This is a genomic window from Pedomonas mirosovicensis, from assembly GCF_022569295.1.
GTDB classification, from domain to species: Bacteria; Pseudomonadota; Alphaproteobacteria; order Sphingomonadales; family Sphingomonadaceae; genus Pedomonas; species Pedomonas mirosovicensis.
In genome coordinates this window covers 2,427,166-2,447,229 of record NZ_JAKFIA010000001.1, presented here as the reverse complement: position 1 = coordinate 2,447,229, position 20,064 = coordinate 2,427,166, and the positions used below count along the sequence as shown (strand labels likewise).

Here is a 20,064-nt window from a genome sequence, read left to right as displayed (position 1 = left end):
GGGCATTTATCAGGGGGAAGAAAATGCGTGTACTTCTGATTGAAGACGACGCCTCTACCGCCAAGAGTGTCGAACTGATGCTCAACGCGGAAGGGTTCAACGTCTACACCACGGATCTGGGCGAGGAAGGCCTCGATCTGGGCAAGCTGTACGACTACGACATCATCCTGCTGGACCTGCACCTGCCGGACATGCACGGCTACGACGTGCTGAAGAAGCTCCGCATGGCCAAGGTCTCGACGCCCATCCTCATCCTCTCGGGGCTCTCCGAGCCCGACACCAAGGTGAAGGGCCTGGGCTTCGGCGCGGATGATTACGTCACCAAGCCCTTCCACAAGGAAGAACTGATCGCCCGCATCCACGCCGTGGTGCGCCGCTCCAAGGGCCATTCCCAGTCGGTCATCCGCACGGGCAAGCTTGCCGTCAACCTCGACACCAAGACGGTGGAGGTCAACGGCCAGCGCGTGCATCTGACCGGCAAGGAGTACGCCATGCTGGAGCTGCTGTCCCTTCGCAAGGGCACCACGCTCACCAAGGAGATGTTCCTCAACCATCTCTACGGCGGCATGGACGAGCCGGAGCTGAAGATCATCGACGTGTTCATTTGCAAGCTTCGCAAGAAGCTGGCGGCCGCCTGCGAGGGCGAGAACTACATCGAGACGGTCTGGGGACGCGGCTACGTTCTGCGGGATCCGGATGCGGAGGCCATTCCGCCACGGGCGGCGGTCGGCCAGTAAGCGGCACGCGGGAGAAGGCTCTGGCGGTGGGGCACCGCCTGTCCTTGGCCCGGCCCCTGTCCCCGTTGATGAAGAGCGTTACCGGCCCTGGCGGTGGCGGAAGACGAGCGTTCCCGTCATCCCGCCCGCCTCGACGGCCGTATTGAAATCCTGGGTGGCGCTGCGCTGAAGCGCCATATCCAGCGGCCGTTCTGTCTCGACGCCAAGCTGCAGATGCCGCGGCGTCACCGCGCCGCGCAGGCGCAGCAATCCCAGTTTCTCGAAATCCACCTCGACGGCGAAGCAGACCTCCCGGCCTGCGCCTTCCGGCGTGCCGTCGTGTCCGCCATCCTCCTCCGGCCGCAGCGGCTGCCATACCAACAGCGTCAGCGGCATGGCCCCATGCGGCGTTTGCAGCGTCACGCTGACAGGCAGGGCATCGGGCAGCCGGTCGCCCGCAAGCGCGTCCCGCGCGGCGGTGGGGCGGGCCTCGGCAACTGGCGCGGAGGCAAGACGCGCCACGGCTTGCAGCGCGTCTGCTGCCTCTGCCGGTTCTGCCTCACCGGCATGATCCGATGACGGGTGGGCGGAAACGCCGAAGCCCTTACGCCCCAATGCCTGCATCACCGCCAGCAGCAGGACCTCGCCCGGGTGGGTTGGGAGGGGCTGCGTGCTCGTGAGGATTTGCGGCGCGTTCATGCCCGGCATCCACATCATCCCGGCAGGCGTGAGCGCGAGGGGCGCCGCGGGCGCTTTTCCCCGCGCGCCTTCGATTGGGGCCAAGTCACCCGAGGCCGCAGCTATCGGTGCTCGCCTGGTCTCGACCGCACGCGGCGGTGCCGGAGATTGCGCTGCGGCCTCGTGCGCGGCGGCAGGAGGGTCGGCTTTCCCAGTGCTGGCCTGTGTTGCCAGGGTGAGGGGGGATGCCTGGTGGGGTATTGCTGCCGTGTGGGGCACCGCGCTGGCGCTATGCGCTGGCGGCGCAGCGGGAGGCTGAGCCGTTGTCATGGCCGAAGCGCGCGCAGGCGCGACCGGTGCGTTGTCCGGCGCATGCGGCTGGGGTGTTTTGGGCGGTGCGGCAGCGCTTGGATTTTCGCCGATGGCAGGGGCAGGGCGCGTCTGCGGCCTGGCTTCCATCGTTGCGGCGGGCGAGGGCGGCAGGGCCTCGCGGCCCCTGGTCACCAGAAAGACGAACTGCGTACCCGCTGCTGGCCGGGGCGCGCTTGCGGGTAGATCAAGCTGCATCACCACGCCGTTGGCGCTGAGCCGCAACGGTTGCGCCTGAGACAAATCTAACCGGTGCGCGGGCGCCTGCGGTGCGCGGCCTTGCTCGCTTGTCGCCGGGGAGGCCGCAGCCGGGGCAGGGCGCGTCGTGGTTCCCCCTGGAGTTAAAGGCGGGTTGGCATCCTGCGGCCGGGCGGATGGCGCGGGGGCGCCCATATCTGCCGGCGCTGTTGGCGCAGGCGACGGCGTTGATGCCGGAGCTGTGGGCGAAAGGCTTGCCGTCTTGCTGGATGCCGGGGCAGGGGCGGCTTCTGTTTTCTGCGCGGGCGGCGGGTTGCCGGGCGGGGCCGTCGCAGCAGAAGCAGCGGGGGCGGGGCTTGCGGGCTCTGCCGTCATTGCCCCGGCCTCGCCTCCTGTCAAAGGCAGGACGGTGGCGGTGATAAGGCGGCCGCTTGCTGCCAGCCGGGCCAGCGGCGAGCCTTCGGCAGGGCGCGTGAGCGGAGTGATTTCATCCGCTTCGGCAATGGCGATCAGGCTGGCGGAAAGGTGCGTCTGTCCCTTTACAGGTGTTTCCAGCCGCAGGGGCAGAACCCCTTCTTCAAGCAGTGTTGCCAGCGCCGCTGCAGGTTGGCCGCCAACGGCAGGGGCGGGCGGTATCCCAAGGTTCAATGCGCGCGGCACCGATGGCGCAAGCGCCGGCCCCGGTGCCGGTGACAGCAGGGTTTGAGCGGTGGGCACGGCCGGTTTGGGCGGTAATGGCTGCGCCGGATTGGGGGATGCCCCCGTAAGCGTGCCGCTGCCCCTGAGCGGCAGGGCCTCACCCGGCAACAGGCTGTTCAACGCTGCGCCGTCCGCCGTCAGCGCCGGGACAGGCATGGGTTGGGGCTGCGCCGATAGCGCCTTGGCCGGAGCCGCAGGCACCGGCTGCTGGCCTTGCGCTTCTTCGGGCGCAGGCCGGGGCGGAACGGCGACCAGCGTCAGCCGCACGGTCTGGGGTGGGTCGAGCATCTCGCCTTCTGCTGCCAGCAGCAGGCCACTGATGCTGCGGTCGGCGCGGGTCAGCACCACCGTCAGGTCGGCCTCGCCCTGGAGTGCGGGGGCAGGCTCGATAAGGAAATCGCCTTCCGGCGTCGTCAGCAGTGCCTGGGGGCGGCCAGGCAGGGGCTTGGCCTGCCCGCGCAGCTCCTGCCCCACCTTCAGCCCGGCAAGGGTGGCAGCCAGCGCAATGGCCGGATCGGCAGGAAGCGATGCGACGGGGCGGCTGGCCGCCTCAAGCGCGGCGGTGGCGGACGGCGCGGCGGGTTTTGCCTCGCCGGTTCCGGCCGCCATGCGGCCGGCGTTGTCGCGCGTGCCTGCCGGCTTGTCCTGCGTTCCCGCAGGTTGGACGGGCGTCACGCCGCCGACCGCGCCCGCCCCCGGCATGGCCTCAGCCCTTTGCGATCTTGGCGGCGAGCGCCTCGATATCCTGCGCGGCGTTGCTATCCGGATAGCGGGCCAGCAGCGACATCTGGGCGCGAATGCTGTCCTTCACCTTGTTGTCGCGGCGAATGATGCCGGCGAGCTGCGGAGTAAACTTCAGGAAATTGGCGCAGGCCCGCGACAGGGTTTCGTAGGTCTGCTCGCCCTCGCGCCGGGTTTGCGCCTGGTTGATGACGATGCGGATGTCGGCGCTTGCGTCGCGCATCCGGCGCAGCTTGATGAAAGCGTAGGCGTCGGTGATGGAGGTGGGCTCCGGCGTCACGACGACGAGGCAGCGCCCGCCGTGGCTGGCGAGGATCGCCACCGGCTGTTCGATGCCTGCCCCGAGGTCCAGCAACACGTCATCATACTTCTCCGCCGCTTGCACGAGGCTCTGGCGCAGGCCGATGAGCGCGTCCCGCCCGAGGCCGATGAGCGTGCCCGCGCCCGACCGTCCCGCCACCACATCGAACCCGGATGTGCGTGCCGCCTCATCCTCGTAGCGGCACAGCGCTTCCGTCAGCTTCAGGCGGCCGGAGAGAACATCAGAAGTGTCTGCCTCGGGCGACAGGCCAAGCTGGATGTCCACGTTGGCAAGGCCAAGGTCGCCATCGAACAGCATCACCTTGCGGCCCATGCGCGCCAGCGCGTGCGAGAGGCTGATGGCCAGCCATGTCTTGCCCACCCCGCCCTTGCCGGAGGCGATGGTGATGAGGCGCTTCTCATTGGGATGGGGCAGGGGGCGCAGTTGAGAAACCGGGGCGGTCATGACGCGGCCTTTTCTTGCACGATGCGGGCAATGTGGGTGGGGTCGGGTTTGTCGAGGAGAAACTCCGCCAGCGTCATCGGGCTGGCGGGTTGGATCAGGTCGGCGAGGTAAGGGCTGGCGGAAAATCCGGCCAGCGCCAGGCGTGAGCGGATCGGCGCGGTCAGCGTCGCCGCCAGGCGGCGGCTGGCATCCAGCCGGGTGACGATCATGCGCCGCACGCCGAGCGAGGCGAAGATCTCGGCCATCTCGGCGGCTTCCAGCGAATCAGCGCCCGCCGCCATCACCCAGATGGGCTCTGCGCCCGAGCGTTTGACGGCATAAGCGAGGAGTTCGATGTCGGAGAGGGCGTAGGGGTTGATGCCCATGCTGTCGATGACGGTGAAGCCCTCGTAGAGGGGCGTCAGCAACCGTTCCAGATGAGCGGCGTCGTCGGCGCAGGCCATGTCGACTTCCGCTGGGCCGCAGAAGGCGCGCAACTGCTCCATCGCGCCCGCCGCCTTGCCGTCCAGCGTGATGACGCGGGCGGGCCTATCCAGGCTGCGGGCTTCAACGGCGAGCCTCACGGCGGCCAGGGTCTTGCCTTGTCCCGGCGCGCCCAAGAGCAGGATCGGCCGGTTCGAGGCGATATCGATGGGCTGCACCTTCACCAGGTCGTCGATGGCGAGCGCAAGCGCATCCACCATGTCGCTGTCCTGCCGGGCCGCCGCGCTGGTTTGCAGGCGGGTGGACAGCGGTGACGGGAAGCCGTGATAGCGCAGCACCGCCGCCAGATGTCCGGCATCGAACCGCTGGAAGGGACGGGTGGAGACGGGCTCCGGCGCTTCGATCGGCTCCGGGTCGGGCCGGTTCTCGATGGCGGCGGTAATCCGCACAAGGCCGGTGCGCTTGTCGTGGTCGATGTTGACGATGACGGCATCGTCCCCAAGCTCAGCGCGAACCTTGTCCTTCGCCTGCGCGATGGTCTTGCCGGTGTAGATTTTAAGACGCACGGTTGTTTAAGCCCCCCTGGTCCGCCGCACGATGGCGGGCCGTGGCAATTTGCTCGCCCCCAATGTGCCGCGCCATGGCAAACGAGACGTTAACGCCCTGGTGCTTTTGTGCATTTCTTCGCCCCGCCCTCTAGGTCTGGCTTCTAGATGCTGCCCACGGCGCGAATCTTGGCCTTGGGGTGAATTTCGTTCTGGCTGAGCACGACGGTTGCCGGGCGGAACCGCTCGACGATGGAGCGCACATAGGGGCGGATGCCCGGCGAGGTGAGCAGGCACGGCAGCTCGCCGCGCCCTGCCTGCTGTTCGAAACTGTCGCGCACGGCGGCAATAAACTCCTGCAGGTGCGTTGGGGCCATGGCCAGCTGCTTCTCCTCGCCGGGGCCGGTGAGGCTTTCCGCGAACCGCTGCTCCCACGTGGGCGAAAGGGTGACGAGCGAGATGACGCCGTTGCGCGCGTTGGCGCTGCAAATCTGGCGGGCGAGGCGGGCGCGCACGTGCTCGGTGATCATGACGAGGCTTTGGGTATAGCCCACCGCCTCAGCGATGCCCTCCAGAATGGTCGGCAGGTCGCGGATCGATACCTGCTCGGAGAGCAGGTTCTGGAGCACCCGCTGTACGCCCGAGAGCTGAATGCGGTTCGGCACCAGGTCGGCGATGAGCTTCTGGTTCTCCGGTCCCAGCTCGTCCAGCAGCTTCTGGGTTTCGGCGTAGGAGAGCAGGTCGGGGATGTTGTCCTTGATGACCTCGGTCAGGTGCGTGGTGATGACGGTCGGCGCATCCACCACCGTATAGCCGCGGAAGCTGGCTTCATCGCGCAGGCCCTTATCCACCCACAGGGCGGGCAGGCCGAAGGCGGGTTCGCGCGTGTCCTCGCCCGGCAGGTCCACCCGGTCGCCGCTCGGGTGCATCACCAGCAGCTTGCCCGGTTGCAGGTCGCCCCGGCCCACTTCGGTCTCCTTGACGAAAACCGCGTAGGTGTTGGGCGGCAGCGCCATGTTATCGAGAATCCGCACCGACGGCATGATGAAGCCGTAGTCGGTCGCCAGCTGGCGGCGCAGCGCCTTGATCTGATCGGTGAGGCGATGGCCGGAGGAATTGTCATTGACCAGCGAGAGCAGGGCATAGCCCAGCTCCAGCCGGATCTGGTCCATGGCCAGCGCGGCGGTAATGGGCTCCTCGGCGGGCGTTGCCTTGGCCATTTCCTCGGCGGCCTTAGCCTGCTGCTCTTGCACTACGGCCGCGGCCTGCTTTTTGTTCAGCAGCCACGCGCTGTAGCCGGTGATGCCGGAGAGAATGGCGAAGGGCAGGAACGGCAGGCCCGGCACCACGGCAAGGCAGCCGAGCAGGCCGGAGACGACCGCCAGTGCCTTGGGGTAGTTGGTGAGCTGGCCGATCAGCGCCTCGTCCGTGCGACCGGTGACGCCGCCCTTGGTGACGAGGAGACCGGCGGCGGTCGAGACCACCAGCGCCGGGATCTGCGAGACGAGGCCATCGCCGATGGTCAGCACCGTGTAGCTGTGGAAGGCCTCGGAGAACGCGACGCCATGGATGCCGACGCCGACGATGAGGCCGACGACGATGTTGATACCGGTGATGAGCAGGCCCGCCACCGCGTCGCCGCGCACGAACTTGCTGGCGCCGTCCATCGCGCCGAAGAAGCCGCTCTCGGCCTCAATTTCCTTGCGTCGCGCCTTGGCCTGATTTTCGTCGATGAGGCCGGAGGAGAGGTCGGCATCGATCGCCATCTGCTTGCCGGGCATGGCGTCCAGGCTGAAGCGGGCGGCCACTTCCGCGATACGCCCCGCGCCCTTGGTGATGACGACGAAGTTGATGACCAGGAGGATGAGGAAGAGGGTGATGCCGATGATCGCATCGCCCCCCATGATGAACGAGCCGAACGCCTGCACGATGCCGCCCGCCGCGTGCGTGCCCTCGTGGCCGTGGGCGAGGATGAGGCGGGTGGTGGCGATGTTCAGGCCCAGCCGGAACATGGTGGCGACCAGGAGGATGGTCGGGAAGGAGGAGAGTTGGAGCGGCTTCTCGATAAACAGCGTCGTCATCAGGATGAGGACGGAAATGGTGATCGAGAGCGCCAGCCCCATGTCCAGCAGCCATGTGGGCAGCGGCAAAATCAGCATCAGGACGATCGCCAGGATGCCGATGGCCATGGCAATGTCCTGAGACGGCGTGATGCGGTTCAGGAGTGAGAGGAATCCGCCGCCTGCCGGGCCTGCCTTGTCGGTGGTCGCGTCCGCCATAATGGTCCGCCGGGTCCTGCTCGTCGCTTAACTGAAAAAATGCCGTGGGGCTGAGTGGTATCAGCCCGCCACCCGCTCGCCCAGCCCCGGCGAGGGGATGGGAATGCCCGCCGAGCTGTATTCGTTCAGCTTGTTGCGAAGCGTGCGGATGGAAATGCCGAGGATGTTGGCGGCGTGCGTCCGGTTGCCGAGGCAGTGCTTCAGCGTGTCGATGATGAGATCGCGCTCCACGTCGGCGACCGTGCGACCCACCAGCGTGGCGGTGCTGCCGCCCGCTGCAGCAGCCGTGGCTTCGGTCTCGCCCTCCACCGTTACCGGGCTTGCGACGGGGGCCATCGCCGGGCGGGTGCCATCCGGCAGAACGATGGCGTCAGCGGAAATGGTGTCGCCGTTCGCCAGCAGCACGGCGCGGTGCAAGGTGTTCTCCAGCTCGCGCACATTGCCCGGCCAGCCGTGGGCGAGCAGCGCGCGCAGCGCCGTCTCGTCCAGCGGGCGGAAAGGCATGTTGTTGTGCTCGGCGAATTTCTGGGCGAAGTGGTCGGAGAGCACCTTGATATCCGCCGGACGCTCGCGCAGCGGCGGCAGTTTCACGTTGACCACGTTCAGGCGGAACATGAGGTCCTCGCGGAACGTGCCCTTCTTCACCTCGTCTGCCAGATTGCGGTTGGAGGTGGCGAGAATGCGGATGTTCACCGGCACCGGTTGCGCGCCGCCAACGCGGTCGATCTGGCGCTCCTGAATGGCGCGCAGGAGCTTTGCCTGAAGCCGGATATCCATTTCGGAAATTTCATCGAGCAGCAGCGTGCCGCCGTTGGCTTCCTCGAACTTGCCGACGCGCCGGGCAATGGCGCCGGTGAACGCGCCCTTCTCGTGGCCGAACAGTTCGCTCTCCAGCAAGTTTTCCGGAATGGCCGCGCAGTTGACGGCAACGAACGGCTTGTCCGCCCGGTTGGACTTGCGGTGGATGTAGCGGGCGATGACTTCCTTACCCGTGCCGCTCTCGCCGGTAATCATGATGGAAGCGTCGGAGGGTGCGATCTGATCGATCAGGGAAATCACGCGGCCCATGGCGGGGTCGCGGAAAATCAGCTGGTGCCCGTCTTCTGCTACCGCTTGGATAACGGCGGCGATCAGCGCCGCTTCCGGCGGCAGGGGCACATATTCCTTCGCGCCCGCCCGGATGGCGGTGACGGCGGCGCGCGCATCGGTGCCGATGCCGCAGGCCACCACATCCGTTGAAATGCGCTCGGTGCGGATCTGCTCGATGAACGCGGCCACATCCAGCGCCACGTCGATCATGATGAGGTCCGCGCCCTTGGAGCGCACCAGTTCCAGACCGGTCTCGATGTCAGGGGCATGGACCACCTTGGCCCCGGCATCCATCGCCATTTTCGAGGCGCTGGCCAGTTGGCCGTTCAGTTGTCCCACCATCAGCAGACGCATGATGTCTAACTCCCTCAGGTCCTTTGGCCGCGTAACTTACGCGGCGCGAACGTGCTGCGCTTCGGGCAAAAGCGCGTTCAGTTGCGATTCCAGATGCATCGGATGCTCGCCGCGCCCGAGGGCGGCCACACTGGTGATGCACAGGGCATGAAAATTCCGCTCAGCGGCCACATGAGCCTCGATGCGCGCGGCCAGCGGCAGCAGCACCACATGGGCGAGCACCGCGCCGTAAAGGGTGGTGAGCAGCGCCACGGCCATGCCGGGGCCGAGCGCCGACGGATCAGCCAGCTTGCCGAGCATATCGACAAGGCCGATGAGCGTGCCGATGAGGCCCAGCGCCGGGGCGACATCCGCCGCGCGCTGGAGCAGTTGCGCCAGCCGCAGGCGGCTGGCCGCCAGCCGATCGGCCTCCGCGTTCAGCAGCTTCTCGACCGTCTCGGCGGTCAGGCCGTCCTGCATCAGGCCGATGCCCTGGCGCAGCAGCGGCATATGCTTGAGACCGCGCATCGCCGCCTTCAGGCAGGCCGGACCTTCCCGGCGCTGCCGCCAGGCAAGATCCAGCATCTGCCGGGCCAGCTGGCCGTTGTCCCGTACCGGCGCGCGCAGCATGGCGCGGGCGTTGTCCTGCAGCTGTCGCCATTCGCCGCGCCGCACGCCCGCCGCCGTCACCGTAATGGTGCCCAGCACCACCAGGAGGGCGGACGCGCCGCTCACATAAGCCGCCGGTTCCCCGCCAACGGAGATGGCCGCCGCAATGAGCGCGAAGGACGCAGCAAAGAAGGCGAGGCTCAGGATCATGTGCGGTCCGTCTTGATGATTTCCGTCATGGTGACGCCCAGGTGCTCATCCACCAGCACCACCTCGCCACGGGCGACGAGCCGGTTGTTGACGTAAATATCGATGGCCTCGCCGACGCGCCGGTCCAGCTCGACGATCGCGCCGGGCGCGAGCTTCAGGAGCTGGCTTACCTCGAGCGCGGTCTTGCCGAGCACGGCCTGCACTGTCACCGGCACGTCGAACACCGCCTCCAGTTCCGCGGCGGAGTGGGTGTCCGGCTCGTCGACCGGCGCGGTGCGACGCATCTCGTCAGGCGAGAGGGGAGCATTGGACAGGTCGTCCAACGTCACCGAATTCTTAGGATCGTTGGGCTCGGCCATTACGCGATTCCTTCAGGTCCATGAGATGGGGCGGAGCCTCCGGGCGCGCCCTGCTCAAGCGATGCAATGAAAGCTTCCGCCTTCTCGCGCACCTGGGCGAGGCGGTGGGCCGCGCGCACCTCGATGCCGCCGTCCGGCCATTCGATGAGGCAGTCGCCGGGGGCGAGCGTCGCCTCGGCAAGAAAAATCAGGCGGCCCTGGAAGCCGTAGGCGGCCGCCAGCGATTCAACCCGGCCCTTGACCGCATCCAGCAGGGTGTCGGCCACGCGGATGACGAGGCGCGGTTCGGTGGCGTGCTCTTCGAAAACCTGCTGCACGAAGCGGTCGAGCAGGTCGTGGGGGCGGCGCTGGATTTCCATGCCGGCCATGGCTTCAGCCATGGGCACGACAAGCGCAGCCGCCTCGGCCGCCAGGTCGCGCTTCACCCGCTCCATCTCGGCCGTCACGCCGCCCATCTGCGCGAGAAGCTGTTGCAGGCAGGCAAGCGTTGCCGCTTCCAGTTCCTGCTTGGCCTGGGTGTAGCCTTCCTCGAACCCTTGCGCGCGCGCTGCGGCGCGCACCGCCGTCAGTTCCTCGCGGAACTGCGCCTCGGCCTTGGCCTTGGCTTCGCTCGCGCCGCCATCAAAGGCGCTGTCGAACGTGAAGGGGACAACTTTCATCGAACGCGCCTTTTAGTAGATCAGCTCGTCCTCGCCCTTGGTATCGGCGAGGAGAATTTCTCCGGCGTCGGCAAGCGACTTGGCGACGTTGACCATGTACTGCTGGGCCTCGTCCACATCGCGCAGGCGCACCGGGCCCATGGCCTCCATGTCCTCGCGCAGGATTTTCGCGGCGCGCTCCGACATGTTGTTGAAGAACATCTCGCGCAGCCTGTCCGACGTGCCCTTGAGGGCCAGCGCCAGCCGGTCCTTCTCCACATTGCGGAGCAGGGTCTGCACGCCGCCGGAGTCGAGCCGGCCCAGATCCTCGAACGTGAACATGAGCGCGCGGATCTTCTCGGCGGAATCGCGGTTGCGCTCTTCCAGCGCAGTGAGGAAGCGGTCTTCCGCCTGCCGGTCGAGGAAGTTGAAAATTTCCGCAATGGTCTCGTGGCTGTCGCGCCGGGTGGTGCGCGCAAGGTTGCTCATGAATTCGACGCGCAGCGTCTGCTCCACCTTGTCGAGCACTTCCTTCTGCACCGCTTCCATGCGGAGCATACGCATCACCACTTCCATGGCGAAATCCTCCGGCAGGGAGGCCAGCACCCGCGCGGCATGGTCCGGACGGATTTTCTGGAGCACCACGGCGACGGTCTGCGGATATTCGTTCTTGAGGTAGCTTGCCAGCACCGCCTCGTTCACGTTGCCCAGCTTGTCCCACATGGTGCGGCCAGCAGGGCCCCGGATTTCCTCCATGATCTGGGACACGCGGTCGCGCGGCAGCACCGCGGTGAGCACGCGCTCCGTGGTCTCGTAGGAGCCATAGAGCGATCCGACCGAGGAAACCTGCGCGGCGAAGTGAATAAACAGCTTCTCGACGATGGTGGCCTTGATGGTGCCCAGCTGCGACATGGCAGCGGACAGCTCCTTCACCTCGTCATCGGTGAGCTGCTCCCAGATCGGGCGGCCATGCTCCTGGCCCAAGGCGAGCATGAAGGTTGCAGCCTTCTCCATCCCGCTCAGGCGGCTGATGTCTTCCATGCTAATGGCGCTCACGGCTCAGACCTCACGAATACATCCACTGGCGGATAATGGCGACGGCTTCGGAGGGGTTGCGCTCGATCACATCGCCGACCTTCTTCAGGGCGGATGTTTTCAGCTTGCCCTCGATTTGCGCCACGTCGATTTCGGATTCCACGGGAATGCCAAGCTCCTTGCCCCGCGTGACCTGGATCATGCGGATCGCCTCTTCATCGCCGGCGGCGGCGCGCTCGATCAGCTCCTGGGGAATGTACACATTGTCCGGCGGCGCCAGCGCCAGCCGCTCTGCCGGCGCCTGGATCTGCGCCGGCTGTCCCTCCGGAGCGGCCGGCTGGGCCTGCCCCTTCATGGCCTTCAATATCGGGCGCAGGATGAAGAAGAACCCAAGCAGGCCAAGCAGGCCGATGACGCCGATTTCCGCCAGACGGATCAGGGAGTCGGATTCCAGGCCGAGGGGGAGGGAGCCGGCTTCAGTGCCCAGTCCATCGTTGGTCTGGGCAAAGCGCAGGTTCTCCACCACCACGCTGTCGCCGCGGCCTTCATCATAGCCGATGGCGTTCTGCACCAAGCGGCGGAACTGTTCCAGTTCCTGAGGGGGGCGGGGCTTATAGGTGGCCTTGTCGCCTTCGCCGGCGTAGACGCCGTCCACCATCACCGCGACCGACAGGCGTTTGATCGAACCGGCGTTCCGCATCGTCGTCGTGTGCGTACGCGAGTTTTGGTATTCGATCTGCTCCGATACCTCGTTCGAGGTGCTGCTTGGAGCTGGCGCCCGGCTGCTGGTTCTGCGCGTTGTTTTCCGGCAGGTTATTGGCAACCGTCACCGTATTGTTGGTCTGCGTATCCGTGCTCTGCTGGCCGTTCTCGACGGTGGTGGAGCGCGCCACCACCTGGCGGTCCGGATCAAAGATTTCCGATTCCTCGCGCACCGTCTCCAGGTTGAGCTCGGCGGCCACTTCGGCGCGCACCTTGCCGGGGCCGACGATGCGCTCCAGCATGGTTTCCACGTCCTGCCGCAGCCGGTTCTCGATGGTGGTGCGGCGCTCCTCCAGGGTCGTTGCAAGGCCGCTGGCGTCATCGGTGCCGGAGCGGGCCAGCAGCGTGCCGTTCTGGTCGACGATGGAAATGCGGCCCGGCTCCAGGTCCGGCACGGCGGCGGAGACGAGATCGCGGATGGCCGTCACCTGGCTCGGCGACAGGCGGGTGCGGGTTTTCAGCGTGATGGCGGCGGAGGGTTTGCGCTGCTCCCGTTCGAACAGGGCGCGTTCGGGGATGGAAAGGTGAACGCGCGCCTTCTGCACGGCGCTGAGGCTGGCGATGGAGCGGGCCAGCTCGCCCTCGATGGCGCGAATGTGATTGACGTTCTGCATGAAGGCCGTGGTGCCGAGCGGGTCCTGATGGTCCAGCAGCTCGTAGCCGATGGGGCCGGAGATCTGCTCGGCAGCCAGGCTCATGCGAAGTTCGGGCAGCTGATCGACCGGCGCCATGACCCCGGTGCCATCGGGCGTCAGCTGGAACGGCACGTTGAGGCCGCGCAGCTTCTCGGTGATTGCCTGGGCCTGGGCAGGCTCCAGATCGGTGAAGAGCAAGCCCATATCCGGCTCGGAAGCTCGGAAGGACAGGAAAGCCAAACCGGCAATCAGCGCAAGGGCGGTGCCGCCCATGATGGCGAGCCGTTTGACGCCCAGCGTGGCGATTAAATTTTTAAGACTTTCCAATGCCCCATCCTCTGCCCCGTGCTGACCTGCGGCCGGAACAAGGCGCGCGGGTCATTACGATTGCAAGGCTAGGGATTGGATAGTGAACAAGAGGTAAACAACCAGGAAAAAATTGCCGGGTGGGCAGCGGGGCCACAGTTGGCGGCCCTTTTGAAAAAAGAGCGGCCCCGAAATGCCCTCGGGCACCTCAGGGCCGGCTTTTCAGGTCTTAGCTCCGTGCCTCTACGGAGCGGTACTGCTGAACCCGGGTAACACGCAGGCCCGGCATGCCGTTGCGTTCCACCGAGCGCTGCCAGGAGAGATATTCCTCAACCGACAGGCTGTACCGGGCGCAAGCCTCTTCCATCGTCAACAACCCGCCTTTGACCGCGGCGACCACTTCCGCTTTCCGTCGGACAACCCAGCGAGTCGTATCCGGCGGCGGAAGATTATCAAGCGTTAGTGGTTCGCCAAGCGGGCCAATCACCGCTTGGGGGCGGAACTTCTGATTCTCGATCATCGTTCTCAAACTCCACTCCGCACCAGCTTCGAATTCTGCCAGCTTACGATGCCGCCCCTAACGAACAGCTAAGCGACGCGGTAAATGGATCGCCGATCCGGGTGAAAGGAGGACTAAGGGAGACGGTTAACGACAGTTTAATGATTGGCCGCCTCCGTCTCCCTTTCATCCTTTATCGCTTGAGCTGATTGAGTTCGGTCAGCATTTCATCGGCCGTGGTGATGATGCGGGCCGAAGCCGAATAGGCGCGCTGGGTAGTGATGAGCTTGGTGAACTCCTTGGCCAGATCGACGGTCGATGCTTCGAGAGTCTTGGGCGAAACCTGGCCCGCGCCGCCCGTGCCCGAGCCCACCAGTTCGAAGTCGCCCGAATAATCGGTCCGGGCGAAGGCGTTGCCCTGCACCGACTGCAGCCCTTCCGGGTTCTGGAAGGTGGCGATCGGCAGCTTGTAGACCGCGCGGGTGAGGCCGTTGTCGAACAGCGCCGTCACCACGCCGTCCTTGCCCACCGAAACGCCGGTCACGTTGCCGAACACCGCACCGTCGATGTTGGACGAGATCATGGTCGAGGTGCTGTCGAACTGGGTGAGGCCATCCGCCTGCCCGTCAGTGCCGAAATTGAAGGTAATTTGCGAGTCCGATGCGCCATTGGCCCAGTCGAAATCCACCGGTTGGAACAGCGCCGCCGTTGAGGCGCCGAGGTTGAGGCTGCCGTCCTCGTTGAAAGTGATGGTGCCGGAGGCCACGACGCCCGGCGGGGTGCCGTTCAACACCTCGGCGGTGTCGCCATGCAGTTCCACGGCCCATTCGTTGGGGTTCTCGGTCTTGAGGAAGCTCATGGTGATGTTGTGCGACGAGCCTTGCGAGTCATAGACCTTCACGGTTTTGGAGAAATGGGCCTTGATCGTGCCATCCGCCAGGCTGCCGGTGGTATAGGCCGGGGTGGCGGTGGCCGGGTACGGCTCCTGGCTCGACTGCAGGTTGGCGCGGATCTTGGCGGAGGTGGTCGCCTCGGCGGTGCCGGTCAGGCTGGCGATGTTGATTGGCGAGAGCACGTTTACGTCGCCGTTGTCGACATAGTCGCCGCTGGCATCAAGCGGCCAGCCCATCAGGTACATGCCGGCGGTGTTCTGCAGATACCCCTGCGGATCCGGGCGGAAGGAGCCGGCGCGAGTGAAGTAGACGTCGTCCGAGAGGCCGAGGTCCGGGCGCACCACGAAGAAGCCGTTGCCGTCGATGGCAAGGTCGGTCGCGGAGGTGGAGGTCTGGAGCAACCCCTGCGCGCCGATCAGCGAACGGGCGCGGGCGGCCACGCCGCCGGGGGAATAGCTGCCGTAGTTGGAGCTCTCGGTCACCAGCGTCATGAATTCCGCATCGGCAGCCTTGTAGCCGATGGTGTTCACGTTGGTGATGTTGTCGGAGATGATGCCCAGCGCGCTGGAATTGGCGGCAAGGCCCGAAGTTCCGGAATAAAGCGCAGCGTACAAGCTCATCGTGTTTCTCCTGCGTATGAAATTCGGTGCGTTTCAGGCTTCCTGTCGAGGGAAGCGACTATGCGTTGTTGACCTTGGTGACCTGGTCCATGCGGACCGGAGTTCCATCGACGATGAGGACGGGCGAGCCGTTCTGCATCTCGATGCGTTCCACCGTGCCGTTCAGCCGGACGGTGGAGGTGACTTCGACGCCGTTGATGTCCTTTGCCTTGACCTCCAGCGTGTAGGTTTCGCCGTTCACGCCGTCGGCATAGGTGCCCGAGCCATCCCACGTGAATTTGTGGTCTCCCGGCAGCGGGATGCCCGTGGTCTCGTGAACCGTCGCGCCCGCGCTGTTCTTGATGGTCAGGGTAACCTGGGTGGCATCGTCGCCCACATCGTAGATCCAGGCCGCCCCGTCTGCGTCGAACGTGGCGAGCGGCGTTTCGGCGCTGATGGTCTTGCCGAGGTAGCCGGCGGCCGCCGTCAGGCTCTCGGCGCTGCTCTGGGTCTTGACGATGGCGATCTTGTCGATCGTCACCGGCATGCCGCCCACCACCAGCACAGGCTCGCCGTCGTTGACCTCGACGCTCGTTACCTTGTCGCGCAGATAGATGTCGCTGGCGACTTCGGTGCCATCGACCATCTTGGCCGTCACTTCCATCGTGTAGAAGCCTTCGGGCAGCGGGTTGCCATCCTTGTCGAGGCCGCCCCAGGCGAAGTTGTGCTCGCCCGCGCCGGTCTTGCCCGCGCCGGAGTAGACCGTCTTGCCCTCGGCATCCTTGACAATGATGTTCACCGAGTCGGCATTGGACTCGAGACTGTAGATCCAGTTCGCACCCTTGCCGGAATGGTAGGCCATGTCGGTGAGGGCGGTGACTTCCTTGCCGATGTAGCTGGTCGCCGTGTTCAGCCCCTGCGTCTGGAACATGCCGATAAGCTTTTCCAGATTGGCGTTCTGCTGGATTGACTGCTCTACGGTGGAATACTGCACCAGCTGGTTGGTGAACTCCGAGCTGTCCATCGGCTCCATCGGGTCCTGGTTCTGCAGCTGGGTCGTCAGCAGCGTCAGGAAGGTGTCGAAGTTGCTCGAGAGGGTGGCGGCGGAAGAGGCCGTCTTCTGCGAGGTCGTGGCCGCGTTGGCAACCGAGCTGAGAGAGCTAAGGGTGGACATGTGTCACCTCAAATCGAAAGATCGAGCAGCCCGGTGGCGCTGCGGCGGCTGGGGCGTTGAAGGGTATCGGCCTCGGGGCCGGCAAGAGCGGTTTCCTGAGCCTGACCCAAGGAGGATCGGCTGCCGGACTCGCCCGCGAACTGCTGCTGGGCCTGGCCGTCCTGCTGGCGCAGGCTGAAGTTGAGGCCGCCGCTGTCGAGCCGCAGGCCGGTATCGGCAAGGGCCCGCTCAAGAACGTGGGCATCGCGGCGCAGCAGGTCCATGGTGGAGGCATTGTCTGCCTGGATATGCACGACCGCCTGGCCGTCCTTGCCCAGTTCCAGCTTCACCTCGATGCGGCCAAGTTCCGCCGGGTCAAGCCGCAGCGCGAATTCCGTCGCGTTGTTGCCCACGTGACGGCTGATGGCCATGCTCACCGCCTCGGGCAGGTGGTGGGGCGTTGCTACCTTTACCACGTCGGCCGCGTGCGGCTGGGCAGTGGCGTGCGGGGCCGTGCCATGGGTGGCGGCCGGATGGGCGGAGACCGGTTGCAGGCCATCCGGCGTTGTTGCTTGCGGCGCGGCCGGCTGGGCGGGCGCTTCCGCCGTCACGGCGGCGGGGCGGACGGTTTGTGCGCCCTGGGCCACATCAGCCTTGGGCTTGGCCGTATCAGCGTTATCGGCGCGGGGCTCGTCGGCGCGCGCGCGTTCAGCCGCTGGGTGCTTTTTTGCTCCGGCGACAATCTCCGCAATCGGCTTGTCGGCCAGGCCGGTCTCCGCAACGACAGGCTTGCCGGTAGCCACGCGCGCCTCAGCCGTCGGAGCGGCGCCAGGCTGCTGGGGCAGCTGAGCCATCAGGGAATCAAAGGCGCCGACCTTGGCAGGTTTTTCACCGTTGGCTTTGCCCTGGGCCGGGGCGTCGATGGCGGCCGCATCAGCATGGGCAGCTTTTGCGCCGTCAGCGGTTTCTGCCGGCGCCTCTCCCGTTACCGGCGCGGTCGCGGCGGGCGGGGGCGTTTGGGCAGTGCGCCTTGCGGCGGGCGCGATGGCTGCAAGCGCAGCCGTATCGCTCGCCGGGGCGGGAGCAGCGGTCTGCGCGGCATTGCTGGTCAGCGTGTGCTCCGGCTGAGCCTGGTCTTTCTTGCCGCCTTTCAGTTCAGGCTGCGTTTCGGTCTTGGCGGGAGCGGCAGCAGGGGCGCCGTGCATCGGAGCACCCGCCTGGGCCATCGCTGCCGCTGCCGGAATTGCGCCGTTATCAGCAATGCCGGCCGGCATTGCCGGGGCATTGCTGACCAGCGTGTGCGGAGCCGGTTCGGTGGGCTGCTGCACTACCTGTTGAACCACGGCGACAGCAGGGTAGGCAGGATTGACCGGCATGGCCGCTTGGTCGGCATCAGCGGTCTCGACCGTCTCCGGTGCACTGTCCGTATCCGTATCGGCTTTGCCGGTCAGAGGCGGCGTCTCCGCAGGAACGGGCGCTGTGATACCCGCCTGGGGGCTCGCATCTGCCGCTGCGGGTGTGTCCGTTGTTGCCGGCGTCTGCGGTTGCAGCTCAGGTGCCACCTGCTGGTCGGCCGGCGTGGCATCAGGCTTCGCATCGGCGTGTTCGGCGGCATGTTTGATATCGGGCGCGCCGCCGGGGGCAATGCCTGCCAGCATCTCGGCAGAGGCGTTGCCGGCGGGCACGATGCCGTCCGGCAGGGCCGCCTCAGCCGCCGCACCGGGAACGGCCTGAGCGCTCGCGGGCATGAGAGACAGGATGCTGCTTGCCGTTCCAGCGTCAGAGAAGGCCAGCTTTAGGCGTTGCAGCGCCGAGCCGGCCACCTGATCGGTCGATACGACAAAGCCGCGCTTGGTCTTGCCTGTCAGAGCGGTTTGGGTTTCGCCGGGCACCCGCGTATCGGCGGGTGCGGCGCCACCTTCGGTGCCGGACAGCCCGGCCAGCACGGCGGCAAACGCATCCTCCGCGCCCATTGCAGGGGCGGCGACGGCGTCTGGGGCCGTCTGGGGCGTTGCGCCATGGCTGGCGGTCAGGATGGGCAGGAACCCGGTCATGCTTGCTCCGTTTCGTGCATTCGCCAAACAGATAAGCAAATGCCGGGCCAACTTTTGAAATCCTTAAATAACAATAGGTTATGGGGGTTCGTGGCGATTCTTGCCGAGGGTGTTGGCGGCTTGTCGCCCGGCAAGCTTGGCACGGCTGGGCGAAAATTGCCGGGCCCGCCCTTGTGGATAAGTCTCGCGCGCGCTACGTGACGCCGATGACCAATTCGCTCGGATTTGAGAAGCCGGAAGCCGAAACCCGTGTCGTGGTGGCGATGTCGGGCGGGGTGGACTCGTCTGTCGTGGCCGCGCTGCTGAAAGACCAAGGCTACGATGTGGTGGGCATCACGCTTCAGCTTTACGACCACGGCAAGGCGGTGGGTCGCACCGGGGCCTGCTGCGCGGGCACGGACATTCACGACGCCCGCCGCGTGGCGGACCGCATCGGCATTCCCCACTATGTGCTGGATTACGAGAGCCGCTTCCGCCAATCGGTGATGGATGACTTCGCCGACAGTTACCTGCGCGGCGAGACGCCGATCCCCTGCGTGCAGTGCAACCAGGAGGTCAAGTTCAAGGACCTCTTGGAGACCGCCCGCGACCTCGGCGCAGATTGCCTCGCCACCGGCCACTATGTGCGCCGCCTTGGGCCACTGGGCGCGCCCGAGCTGCACATGGCGGTCGATCCGGCGCGGGACCAGAGCTATTTCCTGTTCTCGACGCCTCGCGAGGCGCTTGGCTATCTGCGCTTCCCGCTGGGCGGCATGCACAAGCCGGACGTGCGGGCGCTTGCCGAACGCTTTGGGCTGGCGGTTGCCAACAAGCCGGACAGCCAGGACATCTGCTTCGTCCCCTCCGGCAAATATGTGGACGTGGTGGAGAAGCTGCGCCCCGGCGCGATTGAGCCCGGCGAGATCGTCCATATCGACGGGCGGGTGCTGGGCACGCACAAGGGCATTATTCATTACACGGTCGGTCAGCGGAAGGGGCTGGAGATCGGCGGCCTTGCGGAGCCGATCTATGTGGTCAGGCTCGACCCCGCGCGCAAGCGCGTCATCGTCGGCCCGCGCGAGGCGCTGCTGACGGCATCGCTTGCGCTGAGGGATGTGAACTGGCTAGGCGAGGATATCCCTGCGGATGGCGCGCCGGTCATGGTGCGGGTGCGCTCCACCAGCCGTCCGGTTGCGGCGCGCTACCTGCCGCTGCCCCAGCCGCATGTGGTGTTCGAGGAGCCAGAGGCCGGCGTTTCCCCCGGTCAGGCATGCGTGTTCTACAGCGGGGAGCGCGTATTGGGCGGCGGCTGGATCAGCGGCACGACGCCTGCTCATCCGTTGATGCTGGCGTTGATGGCGGAGGGCGGGCAGACTGCGGCTCCGGCCGCATGATCGGCCGTGTGGAAAGGCGAGGCCGTCGTTGCGGCAAAGTCCGCACGAAAGGCTAAACGAAGCGCTTGACGCCATACGTCGATGGCCTTATAGCGACGGCCTC

The 20,064-nt window shown here is 66.2% G+C and carries 16 protein-coding genes and 1 pseudogene; 2 read left to right on the top strand and 15 right to left on the bottom strand.

Annotation, left to right across the window (positions count from 1 at the left end):
- Positions 1-23: 23 nt before the first annotated feature.
- Entirely contained in the window at positions 24-737 is a 714-nt protein-coding gene (gene ctrA, locus L0C21_RS11670) for a response regulator transcription factor CtrA (RefSeq protein ID WP_259278515.1), read from the top strand.
- Between the two features lie 78 nt (positions 738-815).
- On the opposite strand, the gene L0C21_RS11665 is transcribed toward ctrA, so the two are convergent.
- From L0C21_RS11665 to L0C21_RS11595, 15 genes and pseudogenes are all read right to left on the bottom strand, one after another.
- The gene (locus L0C21_RS11665; protein ID WP_259278514.1) at positions 816-3,362 is read right to left on the bottom strand and encodes a hypothetical protein; all 2,547 of its coding nucleotides are present in this window, start codon (positions 3,360-3,362) and stop codon (positions 816-818) included.
- A 4-nt stretch (positions 3,363-3,366) separates the two neighbouring features.
- On the bottom strand, positions 3,367-4,167 hold the full coding sequence (locus tag L0C21_RS11660) for a MinD/ParA family protein (RefSeq protein WP_259278513.1): 801 nt from the start codon (positions 4,165-4,167) through the stop codon (positions 3,367-3,369).
- On the bottom strand, positions 4,164-5,156 hold the full coding sequence (locus L0C21_RS11655; RefSeq protein ID WP_259278512.1) for a flagellar biosynthesis protein FlhF: 993 nt from the start codon (positions 5,154-5,156) through the stop codon (positions 4,164-4,166). Before L0C21_RS11655 ends, L0C21_RS11660 begins: the two co-directional genes overlap by 4 nt.
- Positions 5,157-5,299: 143 nt before the next feature.
- Positions 5,300-7,414 carry a flagellar biosynthesis protein FlhA gene (gene flhA / locus L0C21_RS11650; RefSeq protein WP_259278511.1) on the bottom strand — a complete coding sequence of 705 codons (2,115 nt, stop codon included), beginning with the start codon at positions 7,412-7,414 and terminating at the stop codon, positions 5,300-5,302.
- 60 nt (positions 7,415-7,474) lie between these two features.
- Positions 7,475-8,857, bottom strand: coding sequence for a sigma-54-dependent transcriptional regulator FlbD (gene flbD / locus L0C21_RS11645; RefSeq protein ID WP_259278510.1), 1,383 nt, complete (start codon positions 8,855-8,857; stop codon positions 7,475-7,477).
- A gap of 36 nt (positions 8,858-8,893) precedes the next feature.
- Positions 8,894-9,655 carry a motility protein A gene (locus L0C21_RS11640; protein ID WP_259278509.1) on the bottom strand — a complete coding sequence of 254 codons (762 nt, stop codon included), beginning with the start codon at positions 9,653-9,655 and terminating at the stop codon, positions 8,894-8,896.
- A complete protein-coding gene (fliN, locus tag L0C21_RS11635; protein WP_259278508.1) occupies positions 9,652-10,014 on the bottom strand; it encodes a flagellar motor switch protein FliN in 363 nt (120 codons plus the stop codon). The genes L0C21_RS11640 and fliN overlap by 4 nt, the downstream gene beginning before the upstream one ends.
- Positions 10,014-10,673, bottom strand: a complete 660-nt coding sequence (locus tag L0C21_RS11630; protein ID WP_259278507.1) for a FliH/SctL family protein — start codon at positions 10,671-10,673, stop codon at positions 10,014-10,016. The genes fliN and L0C21_RS11630 overlap by 1 nt, the downstream gene beginning before the upstream one ends.
- 12 nt (positions 10,674-10,685) lie before the next feature.
- Positions 10,686-11,708, bottom strand: a complete 1,023-nt coding sequence (gene fliG / locus L0C21_RS11625) for a flagellar motor switch protein FliG (RefSeq protein WP_310593373.1) — start codon at positions 11,706-11,708, stop codon at positions 10,686-10,688.
- A gap of 10 nt (positions 11,709-11,718) precedes the next feature.
- Positions 11,719-12,510, bottom strand: coding sequence for a flagellar M-ring protein FliF C-terminal domain-containing protein (locus tag L0C21_RS11620; protein ID WP_259278506.1), 792 nt, complete (start codon positions 12,508-12,510; stop codon positions 11,719-11,721).
- Positions 12,497-13,357, bottom strand: a pseudogene (gene fliF, locus L0C21_RS11615) (flagellar basal-body MS-ring/collar protein FliF); the annotation flags it as partial. The pseudogene fliF and the gene L0C21_RS11620, both read right to left, overlap by 14 nt.
- 262 nt (positions 13,358-13,619) lie before the next feature.
- Positions 13,620-13,910, bottom strand: a complete 291-nt coding sequence (sciP, locus tag L0C21_RS11610) for a CtrA inhibitor SciP (protein WP_259278505.1) — start codon at positions 13,908-13,910, stop codon at positions 13,620-13,622.
- A gap of 172 nt (positions 13,911-14,082) precedes the next feature.
- Positions 14,083-15,402, bottom strand: a complete 1,320-nt coding sequence (gene flgE, locus L0C21_RS11605) for a flagellar hook protein FlgE (protein WP_259278504.1) — start codon at positions 15,400-15,402, stop codon at positions 14,083-14,085.
- 58 nt (positions 15,403-15,460) lie between these two features.
- Complete coding sequence (locus L0C21_RS11600) at positions 15,461-16,555, bottom strand: FlgD immunoglobulin-like domain containing protein (protein WP_259278503.1); 1,095 nt, start codon at positions 16,553-16,555, stop codon at positions 15,461-15,463.
- Between the two features lie 8 nt (positions 16,556-16,563).
- On the bottom strand, positions 16,564-18,588 hold the full coding sequence (locus tag L0C21_RS11595; RefSeq protein ID WP_259278502.1) for a flagellar hook-length control protein FliK: 2,025 nt from the start codon (positions 18,586-18,588) through the stop codon (positions 16,564-16,566).
- A 206-nt stretch (positions 18,589-18,794) separates the two neighbouring features.
- On the opposite strand from L0C21_RS11595, the gene mnmA reads away from it, so the two are divergent.
- Positions 18,795-19,961 (top strand): tRNA 2-thiouridine(34) synthase MnmA, encoded by a 1,167-nt coding sequence (gene mnmA / locus L0C21_RS11590; RefSeq protein ID WP_259278873.1) that lies wholly within the window; start codon positions 18,795-18,797, stop codon positions 19,959-19,961.
- The last annotated feature ends 103 nt before the right edge of the window (positions 19,962-20,064 follow it).